This is a genomic window from Escherichia sp. HH26CH (assembly GCF_009820205.1).
In the GTDB taxonomy this organism is placed as follows: domain Bacteria; phylum Pseudomonadota; class Gammaproteobacteria; order Enterobacterales; family Enterobacteriaceae; genus Escherichia; species Escherichia coli_F.
Window position 1 is genome coordinate 15,850 of the sequence record NZ_VNXM01000039.1, and the last position, 19,959, is coordinate 35,808.

Annotated in this window: 20 protein-coding genes; 7 read left to right on the top strand and 13 right to left on the bottom strand. The window is 50.2% G+C overall.

Features of this window, described 5'->3' with window-relative positions:
* Positions 1-5: 5 nt before the first annotated feature.
* Entirely contained in the window at positions 6-1,454 is a 1,449-nt protein-coding gene (thiI, locus tag FQ015_RS12950) for a tRNA uracil 4-sulfurtransferase ThiI (RefSeq protein ID WP_039020795.1), read from the bottom strand.
* Between the two features lie 205 nt (positions 1,455-1,659).
* Here thiI and xseB point away from each other — a divergent pair, with 205 nt between their 5' ends.
* The 5 genes from xseB (at position 1,660) to FQ015_RS12975 (ending at position 7,596) form a co-directional block, all read left to right on the top strand.
* Positions 1,660-1,902 carry an exodeoxyribonuclease VII small subunit gene (xseB, locus tag FQ015_RS12955; RefSeq protein WP_001124935.1) on the top strand — a complete coding sequence of 81 codons (243 nt, stop codon included), beginning with the start codon at positions 1,660-1,662 and terminating at the stop codon, positions 1,900-1,902.
* Positions 1,902-2,801 (top strand): (2E,6E)-farnesyl diphosphate synthase, encoded by a 900-nt coding sequence (gene ispA / locus FQ015_RS12960; RefSeq protein WP_000347229.1) that lies wholly within the window; start codon positions 1,902-1,904, stop codon positions 2,799-2,801. The genes xseB and ispA overlap by 1 nt, the downstream gene beginning before the upstream one ends.
* 24 nt (positions 2,802-2,825) lie before the next feature.
* Entirely contained in the window at positions 2,826-4,688 is a 1,863-nt protein-coding gene (dxs, locus tag FQ015_RS12965) for a 1-deoxy-D-xylulose-5-phosphate synthase (RefSeq protein WP_000006812.1), read from the top strand.
* A gap of 179 nt (positions 4,689-4,867) precedes the next feature.
* On the top strand, positions 4,868-5,842 hold the full coding sequence (gene yajO, locus FQ015_RS12970; RefSeq protein ID WP_001199776.1) for a 1-deoxyxylulose-5-phosphate synthase YajO: 975 nt from the start codon (positions 4,868-4,870) through the stop codon (positions 5,840-5,842).
* Between the two features lie 230 nt (positions 5,843-6,072).
* On the top strand, positions 6,073-7,596 hold the full coding sequence (locus FQ015_RS12975; RefSeq protein ID WP_039020796.1) for a pentapeptide repeat-containing protein: 1,524 nt from the start codon (positions 6,073-6,075) through the stop codon (positions 7,594-7,596).
* A 176-nt stretch (positions 7,597-7,772) separates the two neighbouring features.
* On the opposite strand, the gene pgpA is transcribed toward FQ015_RS12975, so the two are convergent.
* The 6 genes from pgpA to nrdR all read right to left on the bottom strand — a co-directional run bounded on the left by pgpA (position 7,773) and on the right by nrdR (position 11,875).
* Entirely contained in the window at positions 7,773-8,288 is a 516-nt protein-coding gene (pgpA, locus tag FQ015_RS12980; protein ID WP_000154043.1) for a phosphatidylglycerophosphatase A, read from the bottom strand.
* Positions 8,266-9,243 carry a thiamine-phosphate kinase gene (gene thiL / locus FQ015_RS12985; protein ID WP_000742098.1) on the bottom strand — a complete coding sequence of 326 codons (978 nt, stop codon included), beginning with the start codon at positions 9,241-9,243 and terminating at the stop codon, positions 8,266-8,268. The genes pgpA and thiL overlap by 23 nt, the downstream gene beginning before the upstream one ends.
* 77 nt (positions 9,244-9,320) lie before the next feature.
* Positions 9,321-9,740 carry a transcription antitermination factor NusB gene (gene nusB, locus FQ015_RS12990; protein ID WP_000801125.1) on the bottom strand — a complete coding sequence of 140 codons (420 nt, stop codon included), beginning with the start codon at positions 9,738-9,740 and terminating at the stop codon, positions 9,321-9,323.
* 19 nt (positions 9,741-9,759) lie between these two features.
* Positions 9,760-10,230: a 6,7-dimethyl-8-ribityllumazine synthase gene (ribH, locus tag FQ015_RS12995; RefSeq protein ID WP_001021161.1), complete on the bottom strand. Its 471-nt coding sequence runs from the start codon at positions 10,228-10,230 to the stop codon at positions 9,760-9,762.
* A gap of 88 nt (positions 10,231-10,318) precedes the next feature.
* Positions 10,319-11,422, bottom strand: coding sequence for a bifunctional diaminohydroxyphosphoribosylaminopyrimidine deaminase/5-amino-6-(5-phosphoribosylamino)uracil reductase RibD (gene ribD, locus FQ015_RS13000; protein ID WP_160524134.1), 1,104 nt, complete (start codon positions 11,420-11,422; stop codon positions 10,319-10,321).
* A 3-nt stretch (positions 11,423-11,425) separates the two neighbouring features.
* The gene (gene nrdR / locus FQ015_RS13005) at positions 11,426-11,875 is read right to left on the bottom strand and encodes a transcriptional regulator NrdR (RefSeq protein ID WP_000543535.1); all 450 of its coding nucleotides are present in this window, start codon (positions 11,873-11,875) and stop codon (positions 11,426-11,428) included.
* Between the two features lie 150 nt (positions 11,876-12,025).
* Between nrdR and FQ015_RS13010 the strand changes: the two genes are divergently transcribed.
* A complete protein-coding gene (locus tag FQ015_RS13010) occupies positions 12,026-12,565 on the top strand; it encodes a DUF3251 domain-containing protein (RefSeq protein WP_001314529.1) in 540 nt (179 codons plus the stop codon).
* Positions 12,566-12,862: 297 nt separating this feature from the next.
* Positions 12,863-13,747 carry a nucleoside-specific channel-forming protein Tsx gene (gene tsx / locus FQ015_RS13015; RefSeq protein WP_004971109.1) on the top strand — a complete coding sequence of 295 codons (885 nt, stop codon included), beginning with the start codon at positions 12,863-12,865 and terminating at the stop codon, positions 13,745-13,747.
* A 217-nt stretch (positions 13,748-13,964) separates the two neighbouring features.
* On the opposite strand, the gene yajD is transcribed toward tsx, so the two are convergent.
* The 6 genes from yajD to queA all read right to left on the bottom strand — a co-directional run bounded on the left by yajD (position 13,965) and on the right by queA (position 19,905).
* The gene (gene yajD, locus FQ015_RS13020; protein WP_000974813.1) at positions 13,965-14,312 is read right to left on the bottom strand and encodes an HNH nuclease YajD; all 348 of its coding nucleotides are present in this window, start codon (positions 14,310-14,312) and stop codon (positions 13,965-13,967) included.
* Positions 14,313-14,440: 128 nt separating this feature from the next.
* Positions 14,441-15,412, bottom strand: coding sequence for a protein translocase subunit SecF (secF, locus tag FQ015_RS13025; protein WP_000046638.1), 972 nt, complete (start codon positions 15,410-15,412; stop codon positions 14,441-14,443).
* A gap of 10 nt (positions 15,413-15,422) precedes the next feature.
* Positions 15,423-17,270 (bottom strand): protein translocase subunit SecD, encoded by a 1,848-nt coding sequence (gene secD / locus FQ015_RS13030; protein ID WP_064735139.1) that lies wholly within the window; start codon positions 17,268-17,270, stop codon positions 15,423-15,425.
* 27 nt (positions 17,271-17,297) lie between these two features.
* Positions 17,298-17,630, bottom strand: a complete 333-nt coding sequence (gene yajC, locus FQ015_RS13035) for a preprotein translocase subunit YajC (RefSeq protein ID WP_000007629.1) — start codon at positions 17,628-17,630, stop codon at positions 17,298-17,300.
* A gap of 22 nt (positions 17,631-17,652) precedes the next feature.
* A complete protein-coding gene (gene tgt / locus FQ015_RS13040; RefSeq protein ID WP_000667319.1) occupies positions 17,653-18,780 on the bottom strand; it encodes a tRNA guanosine(34) transglycosylase Tgt in 1,128 nt (375 codons plus the stop codon).
* 54 nt (positions 18,781-18,834) lie between these two features.
* Positions 18,835-19,905 (bottom strand): tRNA preQ1(34) S-adenosylmethionine ribosyltransferase-isomerase QueA, encoded by a 1,071-nt coding sequence (queA, locus tag FQ015_RS13045; protein WP_001266492.1) that lies wholly within the window; start codon positions 19,903-19,905, stop codon positions 18,835-18,837.
* Positions 19,906-19,959: the final 54 nt, after the last annotated feature.

The window sequence follows — 19,959 nt, forward strand, 5'->3', positions numbered from 1 at the left end:
ACAAATTACGGGCGATACACCTTCACATTGTTAAAGCCCTGCTCGCGCAGATAGAGCGCCTGCAGACGGCTCATCACCCCGCGCTCACACCACAACAGCCAGGTTTTGTTCTGGTCGAGATCGCCAAATTTGGTGCTCAGTTTATAGAACGGCAGAGAAACCACGTCGATACCTTCAACTTTCAGCGGCTTATCTTCTTGTTCATCAACAGAACGGATATCGAGGATCACGTCGTTCGGGCCGAAGCCGTTGACGGTTTCCACTTCCACCACTTCCTGCTCGGTCTGCTGAGCGATTTCGCGGATATCAACGTTATTCGCTTCCTCAACCACTTTATCGAGAATGCTGAAGTCGAACTTCTCTTCTTCCGCTTCAATCTTCGACTTAACCGCTTTCACGGTCGGGCTTTTGGAGATAACACCGCAGTATTCCGGCATGGTGCGGGCAAAATCTTCGGTGCCAATCTGGCGAGCCAGGTTGATGATGTGCTCTTTGTCGTAAGAGATCAGCGGACGCAGGATCAGCGTATCGGAGACGTTATCAATCAGGCGCAGGTTGGTTAGCGTCTGGCTGGACACCTGTCCCAGCGCTTCGCCGGTGACGAGCGCCTGTACGCCGTAACGTTCAGCCACTTTAGACGCGGCACGCACCATCATACGTTTGAGGATTACGCCCATCTGACCGTCGTCGATTTTCTCGAGAATTTCACCGACGACCGGCTCAAAGTTAATGGCGACAAAACGCACGCGGTGGGAGCTACCAAAACGGTTCCACAGATAATGCGCCACCTGACGAACACCAATTTCATGCGCCGCGCCGCCGAGATTAAAGAAGCAGTAATGCACGCGGCAGCCGCGACGCATCAACATATAGCTGGAAACTCCGGAGTCGAAACCACCGGAAATGAGCGAAAGCACATCTTCCTGAGTGCCGATTGGGAATCCGCCAATACCTTCGTAACGACCTTTGATCAGCAGGAGACGATCGTCTTCAACTTCCAGATGGACAGTCACATCCGGATTGGTCAGCTTCACGCGTGCGGATTCAATATGCTGATTTAAACCGCCGCCGACGTAACGTTCCACATCAATCGAGCTAAACTCATGTTTACCACGGCGCTTCACGCGTACGCAGAAGGTTTTACCTTCCAGCTGATCGCGATACTGAACCAAGGCTTTCTCGAAAATATCGTGCATGTCGGTAAACGGCACGTCTTCGACTTCGAGAATATGGTGGATACCCGGAATACGGGTCAGGGCGTCGCGAATAGCCAGACGCTGGTTTTCATCTTTTGCGCGAACTTCGATGTTATCCCAGTGACGGACGACAGCGAGCGTCTCATCATAGTGCTTTAAAACGTTACGAATGTTCCCGGTAAGGATTTTTATAAAGCGCAAGCGCACAGATTGGCTTTTGATGGTGATTTCCGGGAACAATTTAATGATAAACTTCATGGCGGCAATGGTTCGTTGGCAAGTCTTAAGCGACTTGTATAGGGAAAAATACAGCAGCCCACACCTGCGGCTGCATCCAGGCGCGGAAGTATACCACTAACATCGCTTTGCTGCGCACATCACCTTACCATTGCGCGTTATTTGCTATTTGCCCTGAGTCCGTTACCATGACGGGGCGAAAAATATTGAGAGTCAGACATTCATTATGCCGAAGAAAAATGAGGCGCCCGCCAGCTTTGAAAAGGCGCTGAGCGAGCTGGAACAGATTGTAACCCGTCTGGAAAGTGGCGACCTGCCGCTGGAAGAGGCGCTGAACGAGTTCGAACGTGGCGTGCAGCTGGCACGTCAGGGGCAGGCCAAATTACAACAAGCCGAACAGCGCGTACAAATTCTGCTGTCTGACAATGAAGACGCCTCTTTAACTCCTTTTACACCGGACAATGAGTAATGGACTTTCCGCAGCAACTCGAAGCCTGCGTTAAGCAGGCCAACCAGGCGCTGAGCCGTTTTATTGCCCCACTGCCCTTTCAGAACACTCCCGTGGTCGAAACCATGCAGTATGGCGCATTATTAGGTGGTAAGCGCCTGCGACCGTTCCTGGTTTATGCCACCGGCCATATGTTCGGCGTTAGCACAAACACGCTGGACGCACCCGCTGCCGCCGTGGAGTGTATCCACGCGTATTCATTAATTCATGATGATTTACCGGCAATGGATGATGACGATCTGCGTCGCGGTTTGCCGACCTGCCATGTGAAGTTTGGCGAAGCAAACGCGATTCTCGCGGGCGACGCTTTACAAACGCTGGCGTTCTCGATTTTAAGTGATGCCGATATGCCGGAAGTGTCGGATCGCGACAGAATTTCGATGATTTCTGAACTGGCGAGCGCCAGCGGTATTGGCGGAATGTGCGGTGGTCAGGCATTAGATTTAGATGCGGAAGGCAAACACGTACCTCTGGACGCACTCGAGCGTATTCATCGCCATAAAACCGGCGCATTAATTCGCGCCGCCGTTCGTCTTGGTGCATTAAGCGCCGGAGATAAAGGACGTCGTGCTCTGCCAATTCTCGACAAGTACGCAGAGAGCATCGGCCTTGCCTTCCAGGTTCAGGATGACATCCTGGATGTGGTGGGAGATACTGCAACGTTGGGTAAACGCCAGGGTGCCGACCAGCAACTTGGTAAAAGTACCTACCCTGCACTTCTGGGTCTTGAGCAAGCCCGGAAGAAAGCCCAGGATCTGATCGACGATGCCCGCCAGTCGCTAAAACAACTGGCTGAACAGTCACTCGATACCTCGGCACTGGAAGCGCTAGCGGACTACATCATCCAGCGTAATAAATAAACAATAAGTATTAATAGGCCCCTGATGAGTTTTGATATTGCCAAATACCCGACCCTGGCACTGGTCGACTCCACCCAGGAGTTACGACTGTTGCCAAAAGAGAGTTTACCGAAACTCTGCGACGAACTGCGCCGCTATTTACTCGACAGCGTGAGCCGTTCCAGCGGGCACTTCGCCTCCGGGCTGGGCACGGTCGAGCTGACCGTAGCGCTGCACTACGTCTATAACACCCCGTTTGACCAATTGATTTGGGATGTGGGGCATCAGGCTTATCCGCATAAAATTTTGACCGGACGCCGCGACAAAATAGGCACCATCCGTCAAAAAGGCGGCCTGCACCCGTTCCCGTGGCGCGGCGAAAGTGAATATGACGTGTTAAGCGTCGGGCATTCATCAACCTCTATCAGTGCCGGAATTGGTATTGCGGTTGCTGCCGAGAAAGAAGGCAAAAATCGCCGCACCGTCTGTGTCATTGGCGATGGCGCGATTACCGCAGGCATGGCGTTTGAAGCGATGAACCACGCGGGCGATATCCGTCCCGATATGCTGGTGGTTCTCAACGATAATGAAATGTCGATTTCCGAAAATGTTGGCGCGCTCAACAACCATCTGGCGCAGCTGCTTTCCGGTAAGCTTTACTCTTCACTGCGCGAAGGCGGGAAAAAAGTATTCTCCGGCGTTCCGCCCATTAAAGAGCTGCTCAAACGTACCGAAGAACATATTAAAGGCATGGTAGTACCAGGCACGCTGTTTGAAGAGCTGGGCTTTAACTACATCGGCCCGGTTGACGGTCACGATGTGCTGGGGCTTATTACCACGCTTAAGAACATGCGCGACCTGAAAGGCCCGCAGTTCCTGCATATCATGACCAAAAAAGGTCGTGGTTACGAACCGGCAGAAAAAGATCCAATCACCTTCCACGCCGTACCTAAATTTGACCCCTCCAGCGGTTGCCTGCCGAAAAGCAGCGGCGGCCTGCCAAGCTATTCAAAAATTTTTGGCGACTGGTTGTGCGAAACCGCAGCAAAAGACAACAAGCTGATGGCGATTACCCCGGCGATGCGCGAAGGTTCTGGCATGGTCGAGTTTTCACGTAAATTCCCGGATCGCTACTTCGACGTGGCAATCGCCGAGCAACACGCAGTGACCTTTGCTGCGGGTCTGGCGATTGGTGGGTACAAACCCATTGTCGCGATTTACTCCACTTTCCTGCAACGCGCCTATGATCAGGTGCTGCATGACGTGGCGATTCAAAAGCTCCCGGTTCTGTTCGCCATTGACCGTGCGGGTATTGTCGGTGCTGACGGTCAAACCCATCAGGGCGCGTTTGATCTCTCTTACCTACGCTGCATTCCGGAAATGGTCATTATGACCCCGAGCGATGAAAACGAATGTCGCCAGATGCTCTATACCGGCTATCATTATAACGATGGCCCGTCAGCGGTGCGTTACCCTCGCGGCAACGCGGTAGGCGTAGAACTGACGCCGCTGGAAAAGCTCCCGATTGGCAAAGGCATTGTGAAGCGTCGTGGCGAGAAACTGGCGATCCTCAACTTTGGTACGCTGATGCCGGAAGCAGCGAAAGTCGCAGAGTCGCTGAACGCTACGCTGGTCGATATGCGTTTTGTGAAGCCGCTTGATGAAGCGTTAATTCTGGAAATGGCCGCCAGCCACGAGGCGCTGATCACCATTGAAGAAAACGCCATTATGGGCGGCGCAGGCAGCGGCGTGAACGAAGTGCTGATGGCCCATCGTAAACCAGTACCCGTGCTGAATATTGGCCTGCCGGACTTCTTTATTCCACAAGGAACGCAGGAAGAAATGCGCGCTGAACTCGGCCTCGATGCCGCCGGTATGGAAGCCAAAATCAAAGCCTGGCTGGCATAATCCCTACTCCACTCCTGCTATGCTTAAGAAATTATTCATAGACTCTAAATAATTCGAGTTGCAGGAAGGCGGCAAACGAGTGAAGCCCCAGGAGCTTACATAAGTAAGTGACTGGGGTGAACGAATGCAGCCGCAGCACATGCAACTTGAAGTATGACGAGTATGGCAGGAGTGGCAGCATGCAATACAACCCCTTAGGAAAAACCGACCTTCGCATTTCCCGACTTTGCCTCGGCTGTATGACCTTTGGTGAGCCGGATCGCGGTAATCACGCATGGACACTGCCCGAAGAGAGCAGCCGTCCCATCATTAAACGCGCGCTGGAAGGCGGCATAAATTTCTTTGATACCGCCAATAGTTATTCTGACGGCAGCAGCGAAGAGATCGTCGGTCGTGCACTGCGGGACTTTGCCCGTCGTGAAGACGTGGTCGTTGCAACTAAAGTGTTCCATCGCGTTGGTGATTTGCCGGAAGGATTATCCCGTGCGCAAATTTTGCGCTCTATTGACGACAGCTTGCGACGTCTCGGCATGGATTATGTCGATATCCTGCAAATTCATCGCTGGGATTACAACACGCCGATCGAAGAGACGCTGGAAGCCCTGAACGACGTGGTAAAAGCCGGGAAAGCGCGTTATATCGGCGCGTCATCCATGCACGCCTCGCAGTTTGCTCAGGCGCTGGAACTGCAAAAACAGCACGGCTGGGCGCAGTTTGTCAGTATGCAGGATCACTACAATCTGATTTATCGCGAAGAAGAGCGTGAAATGCTGCCGCTGTGTTATCAGGAAGGCGTAGCGGTGATTCCGTGGAGTCCGCTGGCGCGGGGACGTCTGACGCGTCCCTGGGGAGAAACCACCGCACGACTGGTTTCCGATGAAGTAGGAAAAAATCTCTACAATGAAAGCGACGAAAATGACGCGCAGATAGCAGAACGGTTAACTGGCGTCAGTGAAGAACTGGGGGCAACGCGAGCACAAGTCGCGCTGGCATGGTTGTTGAGTAAACCGGGCATTGCCGCGCCGATTATTGGTACTTCGCGGGAGGAACAGCTTGATGAGCTGCTGAACGCGGTAGATATCACTTTAAAGCCGGAACAGATTGCCGAGCTGGAAACGCCGTATAAGCCACATCCGGTAGTAGGATTTAAGTAAATTTCGCTTTTCACCCATTTTATCTGCTGAATCCCCCATCGTCTGCGATGATGGGGACAACGTACCTCCCATCATCTTCTGTAACCATAATCCACCTCTGCAAGAGAAATTCTTGGTGAATGAGTTTGCAGCTATTCATCATCTTCATCCCTTTGAGCGATTTTTGATAGTTTCTCCAGGTAATATCCCCTAAAACTGTCTTATTTAGTCAATGTAAGAGGATTACAATCATGATGAAAACCATTTCCAGCCAACCTATCCGGTTTTCTGATGTACCGGTTGAAGATTTAATAAAATCAACGAAAAGAGATTACAATAAAAATTTTATTGAAAAACTATGGGACATAATTTGTGATTTTTTTCTATACACTGATAAACAAAAGGCATTTAAATCAATTAATAAATACATGAATACATTAAGTATTGGAAATGAACGTATAGAACCGGATCCCAACTTTAATATAGATGCAAACTCAGATTTAGACTCATATTTAAATCTGGATTTTAATCTCCTCTCGCCCAAACAGAGGCAGACCACGCTTTGTTGTTTCTGGAAGAAAATAGCCTCTACATTTCCAGAGCCATACAACACTACGTTCAAGCATGAGATTATATTTTCTGATAACCAAAATAGTTTGGTAGTCACTGGAACTATCTCTGTTATGAACGAGGTAGTAAATATGTATTCTATCAAATTAGATAAGGATAATAATGGAGTTGTCGATTTCAGCGGCCTATATTTAGGACACAGTAATATTTCCAATATGAATATGGAAAACTGTATCTTCTCCAATGTCAACTTCGAACATACTTATTTTGATGACGTCAATTTTACAAAGGCGAATTGTACAAAAGCTAATTTTAACAGTTGTAGATTTATGAAATGCGATCTAACAAATATGAATTGCACTGGCGCAATTCTTGATAATGCGGTGATATATGGTAAAGAACCTGAGATGCAATATCCAGAAGGAGATCAAATAATACAAAGGATAACTTATCAAAAAACACATGGGAATGAAACGAAAGGGATGATTCTAACTAACTGCTCCTGTGTTAAAACCACTTTCAATTGGGCAGATTTATCAGAAAGTGATTGCCAAAAGGTGGACTTTAGCGAGGCTAATCTTTCAAACACTATTCTTCCTGACATCGTCAGGATGAAAGGCACGAAACTTTACCGTACCGACCTTTTTAACCCAATATTAAAAAAAGAAGCAGAATCAACAGAAGAAAAAGACATTAGCCCATTAGCAAAAATTATTCTTGACTATATTGAATCAGATAAAAACCCTGAGTCATTAAACTTTGAAGAAAAATCAACAGTTATTAAAATAAAACAAGATGTCGATAATTTTATTTTCTACAATAAGCATTTAAAGGAAATATTCAATCGCGCAATGAATCTTCAAGGAAAAATAAGCAGGAAAAAGTATAATGAATTTTTTAAATATATACAAGCACAAGCCAAACAAGATTTCAAAGACCAGTATAAACTAACAAAAAATGATTATTTAAAGAAAATACCTTTAACTGCACAATTAATTGCAAAATACAAAATGGATGATCAATTGGACCAACTTTTGGTTACCCGTGAAATTCAAGATGAAATAAAATCAAAGATTCAAGACAAAATAGATGAACTTTCTAAAAATTTATTCAACACTATGACCGAAACCATTGAGAATAATTTTGATGATATTTTTCGTCAACAGTCAGAGAATATGAGCAATTATTATGAGTTCGTCGACTGACGATATTTCAGTGTCATTGAATTATGAGTGACAAAGATACACCTTGAAATATCGCCGCATAGTATATTCGGTGATGTCGGGTTTTACTTTAACAGAGTGCCCCCAAATTGGGGCTCTGTTCATTTATAAATCAAACCGGGTGGTCTGGAATCGACTACACCACCCGGTCAATGGCATCAAAGAATACCCAGCGGCCAATGATGACCGATAAAGTACAGGATGCCAGCGGAGATCACCCCGGCGACAATATCATCTATCATGATCCCCATGCCGCCATGTACATTGCGGTCAAACCAGCGGATCGGCCACGGTTTCCACATATCCAGGATACGGAAAATCACAAACCCGGCGGCGACCCACTGCCAGTCATTGGTCGGCAGCGCCATGAGCGTGATCCACATACCAATAAATTCGTCCCAGACAATGCTGCCGTGATCGTGCACGCCCATGTCTTTCGCCGTTTGATGACAAAGATAGACGCCGATACAGATCCCCAGCATGACTACCAGCGAATAGAGCTGCCAGGGCAAAAAGGTCATCAGATACCAGAATGGAATCGCCGCCAGCGACCCCATCGTGCCTGGAACAATTGGGCTTAATCCACTACCAAATCCAACAGCAAGCAGATGCCACGGATTACTCATCTTCAGGCGACTTTTCGCGACATCTTTATGGCGTGGCAAAATGGTCATATCCTTTCCAGTCAAATGTGACAGGTTCGCCGTCACGAATAAAACAAAGCCCTTCGATATCGGCAGTCATTTGCCCGATACAGGTAAACGGTACGCCCAGATGTCCGAGAGCCACATCCAGCGCGCCACGGTTCAGTTCCGGCACCGTGAAACACAACTCGTAATCTTCACCGCCAGAGAGCGCCCAGCGCAGCGCCTGTTCCGGTTCAACATGGCGAGAAAGCGCATCAGAAAACGGCAGCAATGCCAGGTCAATACGTGCGCCGCAGTCGCTGGCTTTCACGATATGCCCGAGATCGGAAATCAGACCGTCAGAGAGATCGATAGCTGAATTTGCCAGATCGCGCAGTGCCTGTCCCTGTAAAATACGCGGAGATGGACGGAGATGACGTTTGATCAAGTAGTCCGCATCTTTAACATCGGCAACCTGCAAACGGTTTTGCAAAATCGCCAGCCCGGCGGCGCTATCGCCCGGTGTACCGGTCACATAGATCCAGTCACCCGGTTTCGCCCCAGCGCGCGTTAAGGCTCGCCCCATCGGAACAAAGCCGTGGATACCCAGCGTCATTGATAATGGCCCACGCGTGGTATCGCCGCCAATGAGTTGCATATCGTAATAATTGAGAAGATCAAACAAACTGTCGCTGAAGGACTCAAGCCACGCTTCGTCGACGTCCGGTAAGGTTAATGCCAGCGTCAGCCAGGCCGGATCGGCCCCCATCGCTGCCAGATCGCTTAAATTCACTGCCAGTGCTTTATATGCCAGATCCGCAGGATCGATATCAGGGAGGAAATGGTTGCCCGCCACCAGCGTATCAGTGCTGATCGCCAGGGTCTGTTTCTCGGGGATATTGAGAAGTGCGCAATCGTCGCCAATGCCCAGTTCGACATCAAGACGAGAACTTCTTACACGGTCAAAATAACGGGCAATCAGGGAGAACTCGCCACATGCCATACGTTATGCCTCAGCAGGTAAAAAAGAAAAGGCCGGCGATCGCGGAACGGTCTTCCGTGAATCTACCGGCCTGGATATCACTTTTTGTTAGGGCGAATCACAGGTGCTGCTTTATCGAGTACGCCGTTGACGAACTTATGGCTGTCTTCTGCGCCGAACGATTTCGCCAGTTCGATCGCTTCGTTAATGGCCACTTTGTATGGCACATCGCTACGTTTAGACAGCTCGTACAGCGCAATGCGCAGTACTGCTTTTTCTACCTGGCCCAGTTCTTCCAGCAGACGGGACAGGTACGGCTTCATCAGTCCGTCGAGGTATGCGGTGTTAGTCGCCACCCCGGCCAGCAGCTCACGGAAGTACAGGACGTCAACGTCTTTTACATCCTGTTCAGCCAGGAACTGGTATTCAACATCAGCGATGTCGTTCTGGGACAACTGCCAGGAGTAGAGCGCCTGGACGGCACACTCACGAGCGCGGCGACGAGCAGCAGGTTTCACGGATTTCCCCTTACTAATTTCAGGCCTTGATGGCTTTCAATACATTAATCATTTCAAGCGCGGTCAGTGCAGCTTCTGCACCTTTGTTGCCAGCTTTGGTGCCAGCACGTTCGATCGCTTGTTCAATGCTTTCAGTGGTCAGAACACCAAAAGCAACCGGAATTTCGCTGTCCTGGGCAACATGCGCCAGGCCGTTGCTTGCACCACCAGCGACATATTCAAAGTGGGCAGTGCCACCACGAATAACCGTACCCAGCGCAATCACCGCGTCATATTTACCGGTTTTAGCCAGTGCACCCGCCGCCAGCGGCAGCTCATAGGCACCAGGCACCCAAACAACGGTAATGTTTTCATCTTTTACCTGACCGATACGTTTCAGTGCGTCAATTGCACCTTCCAGCAGGCTGTCATTGATAAAGTTGTTGAAACGCGCGATGGTGATGGCGACGCGAGCGTCCGGGGTAGCAACGTTAGCTTCAATAATGTTCATTTTCTTCCTTCGGGTTCGAGTATGGCCCCGCAGGGGGGCGGATTTTAGCATAATATTTCGTGCGCTGCTTCCCTTTCGAGCCGGGAGATCATGCACCCACTAAATGCAGGCAAACATCCGGGCCTACATGACGTATCTCTTTGAATTTAAATTGGGGGACGTCGGCTAATTTCTCAAGCCCCGGCAACGTACATAATCCGCGGGCGTCACTGCCTAATAGTTTAGGTGCGATATAGACAATCAGCTCATCGACTAAGCCCGCCTGTAGCAATGCGCCAGCGAGCGTTGGCCCAGCTTCCACCCAGATGCTATTAATCTGCTGTTTACCCAGTTGCATCATCAATACAACCAGATCCAGATGACCTTTATGCTCTGGAATCAGCAAGGTTCGCACCGTTTCCGGCCACTCGCGAGAATCTTCCTGCGTACGCGCGAACCAAGTTTCGCCGGGCTGCTGCACAATGCGATGTTCCGGCGTCACGCGATTTTGGCTATCAATCACAATACGTACCGGCTGGCGGAGATTGTGTTGCGGGTAGAGCCCCTGAGTTTGTTCATCCAGTTCAGACCAACGCACTGTTAAGGCTGGATCGTCCGCCATGATTGTTGCGCTGCTGGTTAAAATGGCATGACTTTGCGCACGCAGACGTTGTACATCGCGTCGCGCCTGAGGAGACGTGATCCACTGGCTTTCGCCGCTCGCCATCGCCGTGCGACCATCTAGCGACGCGCCAAGTTTTAACTGGATATAAGGAAAGCCGGTGCGCATGCGCTTGAGAAAGCCTTTATTCAATTGCTCGGCTTCACTCATCATCAGGCCGTGGCTGACCTCAATGCCAGCCTGTTGCAAACGATAAAGTCCACGCCCAGCGACCTGCGGGTTAGGATCCTGCATCGCGGCAACCACGCGCGTGACACCCGCAGCAATCAACGCATCGCAACATGGCGGCGTACGACCATGATGACTACAAGGTTCGAGTGTGACATACGCCGTGGCACCTTTGGCTTTTTCGCCAGCCATGCGCAACGCGTGTACCTCGGCATGCGGTTCACCCGCTCGCTGATGGTAACCTTCACCGACGATTTCGCCATCTTTTACAATGACGCACCCGACATTCGGGTTGGGATGAGTGGTAAAACGTCCTCGTTGCGCCAGCTTTAGCGCCCGCGCCATGTAATACTCGTCCTGCACGGCTTAGTCCTCCAGGCGCGCGATCTCTTCGCCAAATTCTTTGATATCTTCGAAACTGCGATAGACAGAGGCAAAACGGATATAGGCGACTTTATCGAGCTTTTTCAATTGCTCCATCACCAGATTGCCAATCATCTTGCTCGGCACTTCACGCTCACCGGTGGCGCGCAGCTGCGATTTAATATGATTGATTGCCATTTCGACGTCATCGGAACTCACCGGACGTTTTTCCAGCGCCCGCAGCATTCCGCTACGTAATTTCTCTTCATTAAACGGTTCACGCACGTCATTGCTTTTTACAACACGTGGCATAACCAGCTCCGCCACTTCAAAGGTGGTGAAACGTTCATTACACACCAGACACTGCCGACGGCGGCGTACGGATGAGCCCTCGCCTACGAGACGAGAGTCAATTACCTTAGTGTCCACGGCGAAACAGAATGGGCAATGCATACGGCGTCCTGACCAGGTGGTTAACAGAAATCTATTTTACCCTGAACTGACGATACAACAAAGGCGCAACGCTTTTGAGATAAAGGATCGATGCTTTCGCTGCTTTTACCCTCTACCATTAGGCTTATTGCGATGAGAAAGGGACGACCTATGAATACTAACGTTTTTCGACTGCTCCTGCTGGGAAGCCTGTTCAGCCTTAGCGCCTGTGTGCAGCAAAGCGAAGTGCGGCAGATGAAACACAGCGTCAGCACACTGAACCAGGAGATGACGCAACTCAATAAAGAAACGGTCAAAATCACTCAGCAAAACAGGCTGAATGCAAAATCCAGCAGTGGGGTTTACCTTCTGCCTGGAGCGAAAACACCAGCAAGACTGGAAAGCCAGATCGGTACTTTACGTATGTCGCTGGTGAATATTACGCCTGATACAGATGGCACCACCCTGACGCTACGTATTCAGGGCGAGTCGAATGATCCCTTGCCCGCATTCAGCGGAACTGTTGAATATGGGCAAATTCAGGGAACAATAGACAACTTTCAGGAAATCAATGTGCAGAATCAATTGATTAACGCCCCTGCCAGCGTCCTCGCCCCCAGCGATGTTGATATTCCGTTACAGTTAAAGGGTATTTCTGTGGATCAGTTAGGCTTTGTACGTATCCACGACATTCAACCTGTTATGCAGTAAACGTATCGCGGGGCGTTTTGTGCGTCCCGCAACATCTTTCCCCGTCATTTTGTTACTCTGCTTACATCACCCAGATTGATAGTAAAAGTTTGCAACAAGGGTGAAAGTCAGTACAATCCCCGCCCGAATGTGTGTAAACGTGAACGCAATCGATTACGTAAATGATAGAACTGTGAAACGAAACATATTTTTGTGAGCAATGATTTTTATAATAGGCTCCTCTGTATACGAAATATTTAGAAACGCAATTTGCGCCTTTTTCACTCCCGCAAGGGATTTTCAAACAGTGGCATACATATGAAAAAAACATTACTGGCAGCCGGTGCGGTACTGGCGCTCTCTTCGTCTTTTACTGTTAACGCAGCTGAAAACGACAAACCGCAGTATCTTTCCGACTGGTGGCACCAGAGCGTTAACGTTGTCGGAAGCTATCACACCCGTTTCGGACCGCAGATCCGCAACGATACCTACCTTGAGTACGAAGCATTCGCTAAAAAAGACTGGTTCGACTTCTATGGGTATGCGGATGCGCCGGTATTCTTCGGCGGTAACTCCGATGCAAAAGGTATCTGGAACCACGGTTCCCCGCTGTTTATGGAAATCGAACCACGTTTCTCCATCGACAAGCTGACCAATACTGACCTTAGCTTTGGTCCGTTCAAAGAGTGGTACTTCGCGAACAACTACATTTACGACATGGGTCGTAATAAAGATGGTCGCCAGAGCACCTGGTACATGGGTCTGGGTACCGATATCGATACTGGCCTGCCGATGAGCCTGTCCATGAACATCTATGCAAAATACCAGTGGCAGAACTATGGCGCAGCGAATGAAAACGAGTGGGACGGTTACCGTTTCAAAATTAAATACTTTGTGCCGATTACCGATCTGTGGGGTGGTCAGCTGAGCTACATCGGCTTCACCAACTTCGACTGGGGTTCCGATTTAGGGGATGACAGCGGTAACGCAATCAACGGTATTAAGACCCGTACCAATAACTCCATCGCTTCCAGCCATATTCTGGCTCTGAACTACGATCACTGGCACTACTCTGTCGTAGCTCGTTACTGGCACGACGGTGGTCAGTGGAACGACGATGCAGAACTGAACTTCGGCAACGGCAACTTCAACGTTCGCTCTACCGGCTGGGGTGGTTACCTGGTAGTAGGTTACAACTTCTGATGACTGAAATGCCGGATCTTGTATCCGGCATTTCAGATTGTTAACAACGTGCGCTTTGTTCATGCCGGATGCGGCGTAAACGCCTTATCCGGCCTACAAAAACACGTAAATTCAATACATTGCTGAGATTACGTAGTCCTGATAAGCGTAGCGCATCAGGCAATTTTGCGTTTGTCATAAAGCTCAAATAACGGATTTTGTATCCGTCATTTTTTTATCACTTCTTCTTATTCATCATCGCTTTTAAATCAGCGAATGGGTTGTACTTCGCTTCACCGACATCTTTCTGCGCATCTTCCCCTGCGATAACGGTCGTACCATACTGATCCGCTTCGGTATATTTCGAATGCTCATGATCGTGGCAATAGAGACACAACAATTCCCAGTTACTGCCATCTTCCGGGTTATTAGTATGGTCGTGATCGATATGGTGAACGGTAAGTTCACGCAGATTGGAGTAGACAAACTCGCGGGAGCAGCGTCCACACACCCACGGATAGATTTTTAATGCTTTTTCGCGATAGCCGCTTTCTAACCGCGCATAATTTTTTGGGATGATAGCCATGAGAAGTTACCTGGATGAAATGTAGGGTTAGGCGCAGTTTCCCAAGATGCGAGGGTTTTCGCAATCACCTTACATCAAAAAAAATCCCGATCTTCTGACCGGGATTTTCAACATCAGCTGAAACTTGATTAAGGCAGAATTGACGGCTGATCCGCCCCTTCTTTTTCCACTTTCTGCTGCAGCATGTGTTCGCGCTTCATACCCAGTTTCAGGGCCAGCGCCGATGCTACGTAGATAGAAGATGCAGTACCGATAGTCACACCAATCAGCATGGTCAGCGAGAAGCCTTCCAGTACCGGACCACCGAAGAGGTACAGCATCAGGATAACCATCAAGGTAGTACCGGATGTGATCAAGGTACGGTGCAGCGTCTGGGTCAAGGACACGTTAAAGATTTCGTAAGGCGTACCGCGACGGATCTTGCGGAAGTTTTCACGAATACGGTCCGAGACCACGATACTGTCGTTAAGCGAGTAACCGATGACCGACATCAGTGATGCCACAATAGTCAGGTCAATCTCGATATGGAATAACGACAAAATACCCAGCGTAATGATAACGTCGTGCGCCAGCGCAATAACAACCCCTGCCGCCAGTCGCCACTCAAAGCGGAAACCAACGTACACGAGGATAGACAGCAGCGCTGCCATCAGCGCCATCGCACCGGTTTGCGCAAGGTCTGCCCCCACGCTCGGACCGACGAACTCAATACGCTTCACTGCCGCATTCTGATTGGTGGATTCGTTAATCACCTTCAGAACCTGGCTGCCCAGCACCTGGCCGCCGGTTTCGCCTTCAGCAGGCGGCATACGGACCATGATGTCGTGGCTGCTACCAAAGTTTTGCAGCATCGGCTCTTCAAAGCCCGCTTTCTGCAATGCATCACGCATCACATCGATTTCAGCCGGTTTTTCGAGCGTAATTTCGATAACCGTACCACCGGTGAAATCCAGCCCCCAGTTAAAGCCGCGCACGCCCATAATAACGATAGCGGCGATTAACAGCAGACCAGAGATGCCGAAAGCCCAGTAGTCCCAGCGCATAAAGTCATAGACTTTACGGCCGTGGTTTAGTTGTTCAACAGTATATTCCTGTGCCACATCGCACTCCTCAGATTGACAGCTTCTTGACGCGCTTGCCGCCATATAGCAGGTTTACGATGGCACGCGTACCGACAATCGCGGTAAACATCGACGTCGCCACACCGATACCGGTAGTAATCGCGAACCCTTTAATTGCCCCGGTACCCACTGCGTACAGGATGATGACTTTAATCAGCGTGGTGATGTTCGCATCGAAGATGGAACTGAATGCGCCACGATAACCTTCATCAATTGCCTGCTGAACAGTACGCCCGTTGCTTAACTCTTCTTTAATACGTTCGTTGATCAGTACGTTCGCATCGACCGCCACCGCAAGGGTTAAGACGATACCCGCGATACCCGGCATACTCAGCGTTGCACCTGGCAACAGCGACATAATGCCGACGATCAAGATCAAGTTCGCAATCAGAGCACTGGTCGCAATCAGACCAAACTTCTTATAGAAGAGGATCATGAACAGAATAGAAACCAGCAGACCGGCGAGACATGCCTCCAGCCCCTGTTCAATATTCTGCATACCCAGGGTCGGGCCAATGGTACGTTCTTCAACAATCTGAATCGGTGCGATCAACGCACCAGCACGCAGCAACAGCGAAAGCTGGCGCGCTTCGTTCGGGTTATTGATACCGGTGATACGGAAGCTGTTACCCAGACGAGACTGGATATTAGCGATGTTAATCACCTCTTCCTGTTTCACCAGAACCGCACGACCGTTTGCATCTTTCTTACCGCTGTCTTTGTACTCCACAAATAGGGTCGCCATCGGTTTGCCGATGTTGTCCTTGGTGAAGTTCGACATGATGTTACCACCAGCGCTATCGAGCGAGATGTTAACCTGCGGCTGGTTGTATTCGTCCTGGCTGGAAGTGGAGTCGGTGATATGGTCACCGGTCAGAATTACGCGTTTGTACAGCACAACCGGCTGACCTTCGCGGGTCTGTTTCACTTCAGAGTCGCCCGGTACGCGGCCGGATGCCGCTGCGGCCTGATCAACGTTGGTGTTTACCAGACGGAACTCCAGCGTCGCAGTAGCGCCAAGAATCTCTTTCGCACGAGCGGTATCCTGAATACCTGGCAGCTCAACGACAATGCGGTCTGCGCCCTGACGTTGTACTACAGGCTCCGCCACACCAAGTTGGTTTACACGGTTACGCAGGATATTAATGTTCTGCTGCACCGCATATTCACGCGCTTCACTCAGGCGAGCATCGCTCATTACCGCACGCAGCTGGTTGCTGCCCTGGCTACTAATCACCAGGTCCGGATGACGCTTGCTCAGATACGCAATGGCTTCATCACGAGCTTTAGCATCGCGGAAAGTGATGCTCAGGCCGTAGTTGTTTTCTTTACGAACGGTGGTATACGGGATGCCCTTTTCGCGCAGGTCGCTGCGCAGGCTATCGATGTTTTGTTCCTGGAGTTTGCCAAGCGCGGTGTCCATATCCACTTCCATCAGGAAGTGAACGCCGCCACGCAGGTCAAGGCCGAGCTTCATCGGCTCAGCGTGAATAGCTGCCAGCCAGCGCGGCGTTGCCGGGGCAAGGTTAAGCGCCACGACGTATTTGTCACCCATAACGCCCATTAATGCTTCACGAGCGCGCAGTTGGGTGTCAGTGGAGTCGAAGCGCGCAAGAATAGCGCCCTCTTCCAGTGCCACAGACTTAGCAGTTATTTTTTCTTCTTGTAACGTTTTCTGGACCTGGATCAGCGTTTGCTCACTGGCGGCGACTCCGCGCGCGCCAGTGATCTGAACAGCCGGATCCTCACCAAACAGGTTGGGAAGCGCATACAGCAGACCGATGACAATCACCACGATCAGCATGACGTACTTCCACAAAGGATAACGGTTTAACACGGCAATTCCCTTAGGGAAAAATTTTAATTACAGCGCCTTCATGGTGCCTTTCGGCAGGACGGCAGCTACGAAGTCACGTTTAATAACTACTTCAGTGGTGTCATTCAGCGCGATAGCAATGTAGCCGTTTTCCGCTACTTTGGTTACGCGACCAACCAGGCCACCGTTCGTCAGAACTTCATCACCTTTGGCAATGGAGTCCATCAGCTTTTTGTGTTCTTTGGTGCGCTTCTGCTGTGGACGCAGGATCATGAAATAGAAAATCAGACCGAATACCACCAGCATCAAAATCAAAGACATCGGGCTACCTTGCGCCGGTGCACCCGTTGCCGCTACCGCATCAGAAATAAAAAAGCTCATTAAATTTCCCTCATTATTAATATTAATCAACGTTCAAAGGTGGTACTTCTCGCCCCTGACGCTGGTAAAAATCAGTTACGAAGCTCTCTAATTTACCCTCTTCAATAGCCTTGCGTAAACCCGCCATCAAACGCTGGTAGTAACGAAGGTTATGAATGGTATTGAGTCGCGCGCCTAATATTTCGTTGCAACGGTCGAGATGATGCAAGTAAGCGCGTGAATAATTGCGACAGGTGTAGCAATCACACTCAGGATCGAGTGGGCCAGTATCGCTCTTATACTTCGCATTGCGGATTTTCACCACGCCATCGGTCACGAACAGATGACCATTTCGGGCGTTGCGGGTTGGCATTACGCAGTCAAACATATCGATACCGCGACGTACGCCTTCAACCAGATCTTCCGGTTTACCAACGCCCATCAGGTAACGCGGTTTGTCTGCCGGAATTTGCGGACACACATGCTCCAGAATGCGGTGCATATCTGCTTTCGGCTCACCCACAGCCAGACCGCCGACAGCGTAGCCATCAAAACCGATATCTACCAGACCTTTAACAGAAATATCACGTAAATCTTCGTAAACGCTGCCCTGAATGATACCAAACAGCGCATTTTTGTTACCGAGACTGTCAAAACGCTCACGGCTACGCTTCGCCCAACGCAGAGACATCTCCATCGAGCGTTTTGCGTAATCCCAGTCAGCAGGATACGGCGTACACTCATCAAAGATCATGACGATATCTGAACCAAGATCGTACTGAATCTCCATCGACTTTTCTGGGTCGAGGAAAATCGGATCGCCGTTGATGGGGTTACGGAAGTGAACGCCCTGTTCGGTGATTTTACGAATATCGCCAAGACTGAAAACCTGGAAGCCGCCGGAGTCGGTAAGAATCGGGCCTTTCCACTGCATAAAATCGTGCAGATCGCCATGCAGTTTCATGATTTCCTGGCCCGGGCGCAGCCACAGGTGGAAGGTGTTACCGAGAATAATTTGTGCGCCAGTGGCTTCAACTTCTTCCGGCGTCATCCCTTTTACGGTGCCGTAGGTGCCAACAGGCATAAAGCAAGGCGTTTCCACTACGCCACGATCAAAGACCAGGCGGCCACGGCGTGCGCGACCGTCGGTGGTGTCCAGTTCAAATTTCATTTTTTCTCCACTACGTCAGAAAAACAGTCCAACGTTTAAACCAGCGCCGCGGAATTACTCCCCGACGCGCTCATTAATTGCCTGCGGATTGTACGTGATAAACATCGCATCACCGTAACTAAAAAAGCGATATTTCTCTTCTACCGCCGCTTTATAGGCGTTCATAGTGTGTTGATAGCCGGCAAATGCCGAAACCAGCATAATCAGCGTCGATTCAGGAAGGTGGAAGTTCGTCACCAGCGCATCGACCACTTTGTACTGGAAGCCCGGATAGATAAAGATTTGGGTATCGTCAAAGAACGGTTCAATGAGATCGTTTTTCGCCGCCTGGGCCGCGCTTTCCAGCGAACGTACCGAGGTGGTGCCAACCGCAATCACCCGATTGCCGCGCGCTTTTGCTGCCAGTACCGCGTCTACCACATCCTGCGGCACTTCAGCGTATTCTGAGTGCATGATGTGATCTTCAATGGTGTCGACGCGCACCGGCTGGAAAGTACCCGCACCAACGTGCAGAGTTACGAACGCCATCTCCACGCCTTTGGCGCGCAATTTTTCCAGCAAAGGTTCGTCAAAATGCAGCCCGGCAGTCGGGGCCGCTACCGCGCCCGGTTTTTCACTATAAACTGTTTGATAAAGTTCGCGGTCTGCATCTTCGTCCGGACGGTCGATGTACGGCGGCAGTGGCATGTGGCCGATGCTGTTGAGGATATCCAGTACAGAACGATCATCATTAAATTCGACTTCAAACAGTGCGCCGTGGCGAGCGGTCATTGTTGCGTTGATACTTTCGTCATCGCCCAACAGCAGCTCTGCGCCCGGTTTTGGCGCTTTCGAAGCGCGAATATGCGCAAGAATGCGTTTGTCGTCGAGCATACGCTCAACCAGCACTTCAATCTTGCCGCCGCTGGCTTTACGCCCAAACAGGCGCGCCGGGATCACGCGGGTATTATTAAAAACCAGAAGATCGCCGGGGTTGAGCTTATCGAGTAAATCGGTGAAAGTACCGTGCGTCAGCGCGCCCGTCGGCCCGTCCAGCGACAGTAAACGACAGCTACTGCGTTCAGGCATTGGATAGTGGGCAATCAGGGATTCGGGCAATTCAAAGGAGAAATCGGTAACGCGCATGACACTGACTCAGACTAAAATAAGAGGCGGGTAGTCTAGTGCCGGGGCGCTCTC

Coding starts and splice junctions, on each gene's coding strand:
- ispA (WP_000347229.1), top strand. CDS start 1,902: ATGGACTTTCCGCAGCAACTCGAAGCCTGCGTTAAGCAGGCCAACCAG.
- thiL (WP_000742098.1), bottom strand. CDS start 9,243: ATGGCATGTGGCGAGTTCTCCCTGATTGCCCGTTATTTTGACCGTGTA.
- dxs (WP_000006812.1), top strand. CDS start 2,826: ATGAGTTTTGATATTGCCAAATACCCGACCCTGGCACTGGTCGACTCC.
- thiI (WP_039020795.1), bottom strand. CDS start 1,454: ATGAAGTTTATCATTAAATTGTTCCCGGAAATCACCATCAAAAGCCAA.
- pgpA (WP_000154043.1), bottom strand. CDS start 8,288: ATGACCATTTTGCCACGCCATAAAGATGTCGCGAAAAGTCGCCTGAAG.
- FQ015_RS12975 (WP_039020796.1), top strand. CDS start 6,073: ATGATGAAAACCATTTCCAGCCAACCTATCCGGTTTTCTGATGTACCG.
- ribH (WP_001021161.1), bottom strand. CDS start 10,230: ATGAACATTATTGAAGCTAACGTTGCTACCCCGGACGCTCGCGTCGCC.
- yajC (WP_000007629.1), bottom strand. CDS start 17,630: ATGAGCTTTTTTATTTCTGATGCGGTAGCGGCAACGGGTGCACCGGCG.
- xseB (WP_001124935.1), top strand. CDS start 1,660: ATGCCGAAGAAAAATGAGGCGCCCGCCAGCTTTGAAAAGGCGCTGAGC.
- FQ015_RS13010 (WP_001314529.1), top strand. CDS start 12,026: ATGAATACTAACGTTTTTCGACTGCTCCTGCTGGGAAGCCTGTTCAGC.
- queA (WP_001266492.1), bottom strand. CDS start 19,905: ATGCGCGTTACCGATTTCTCCTTTGAATTGCCCGAATCCCTGATTGCC.
- tsx (WP_004971109.1), top strand. CDS start 12,863: ATGAAAAAAACATTACTGGCAGCCGGTGCGGTACTGGCGCTCTCTTCG.
- yajD (WP_000974813.1), bottom strand. CDS start 14,312: ATGGCTATCATCCCAAAAAATTATGCGCGGTTAGAAAGCGGCTATCGC.
- tgt (WP_000667319.1), bottom strand. CDS start 18,780: ATGAAATTTGAACTGGACACCACCGACGGTCGCGCACGCCGTGGCCGC.
- nrdR (WP_000543535.1), bottom strand. CDS start 11,875: ATGCATTGCCCATTCTGTTTCGCCGTGGACACTAAGGTAATTGACTCT.
- yajO (WP_001199776.1), top strand. CDS start 4,868: ATGCAATACAACCCCTTAGGAAAAACCGACCTTCGCATTTCCCGACTT.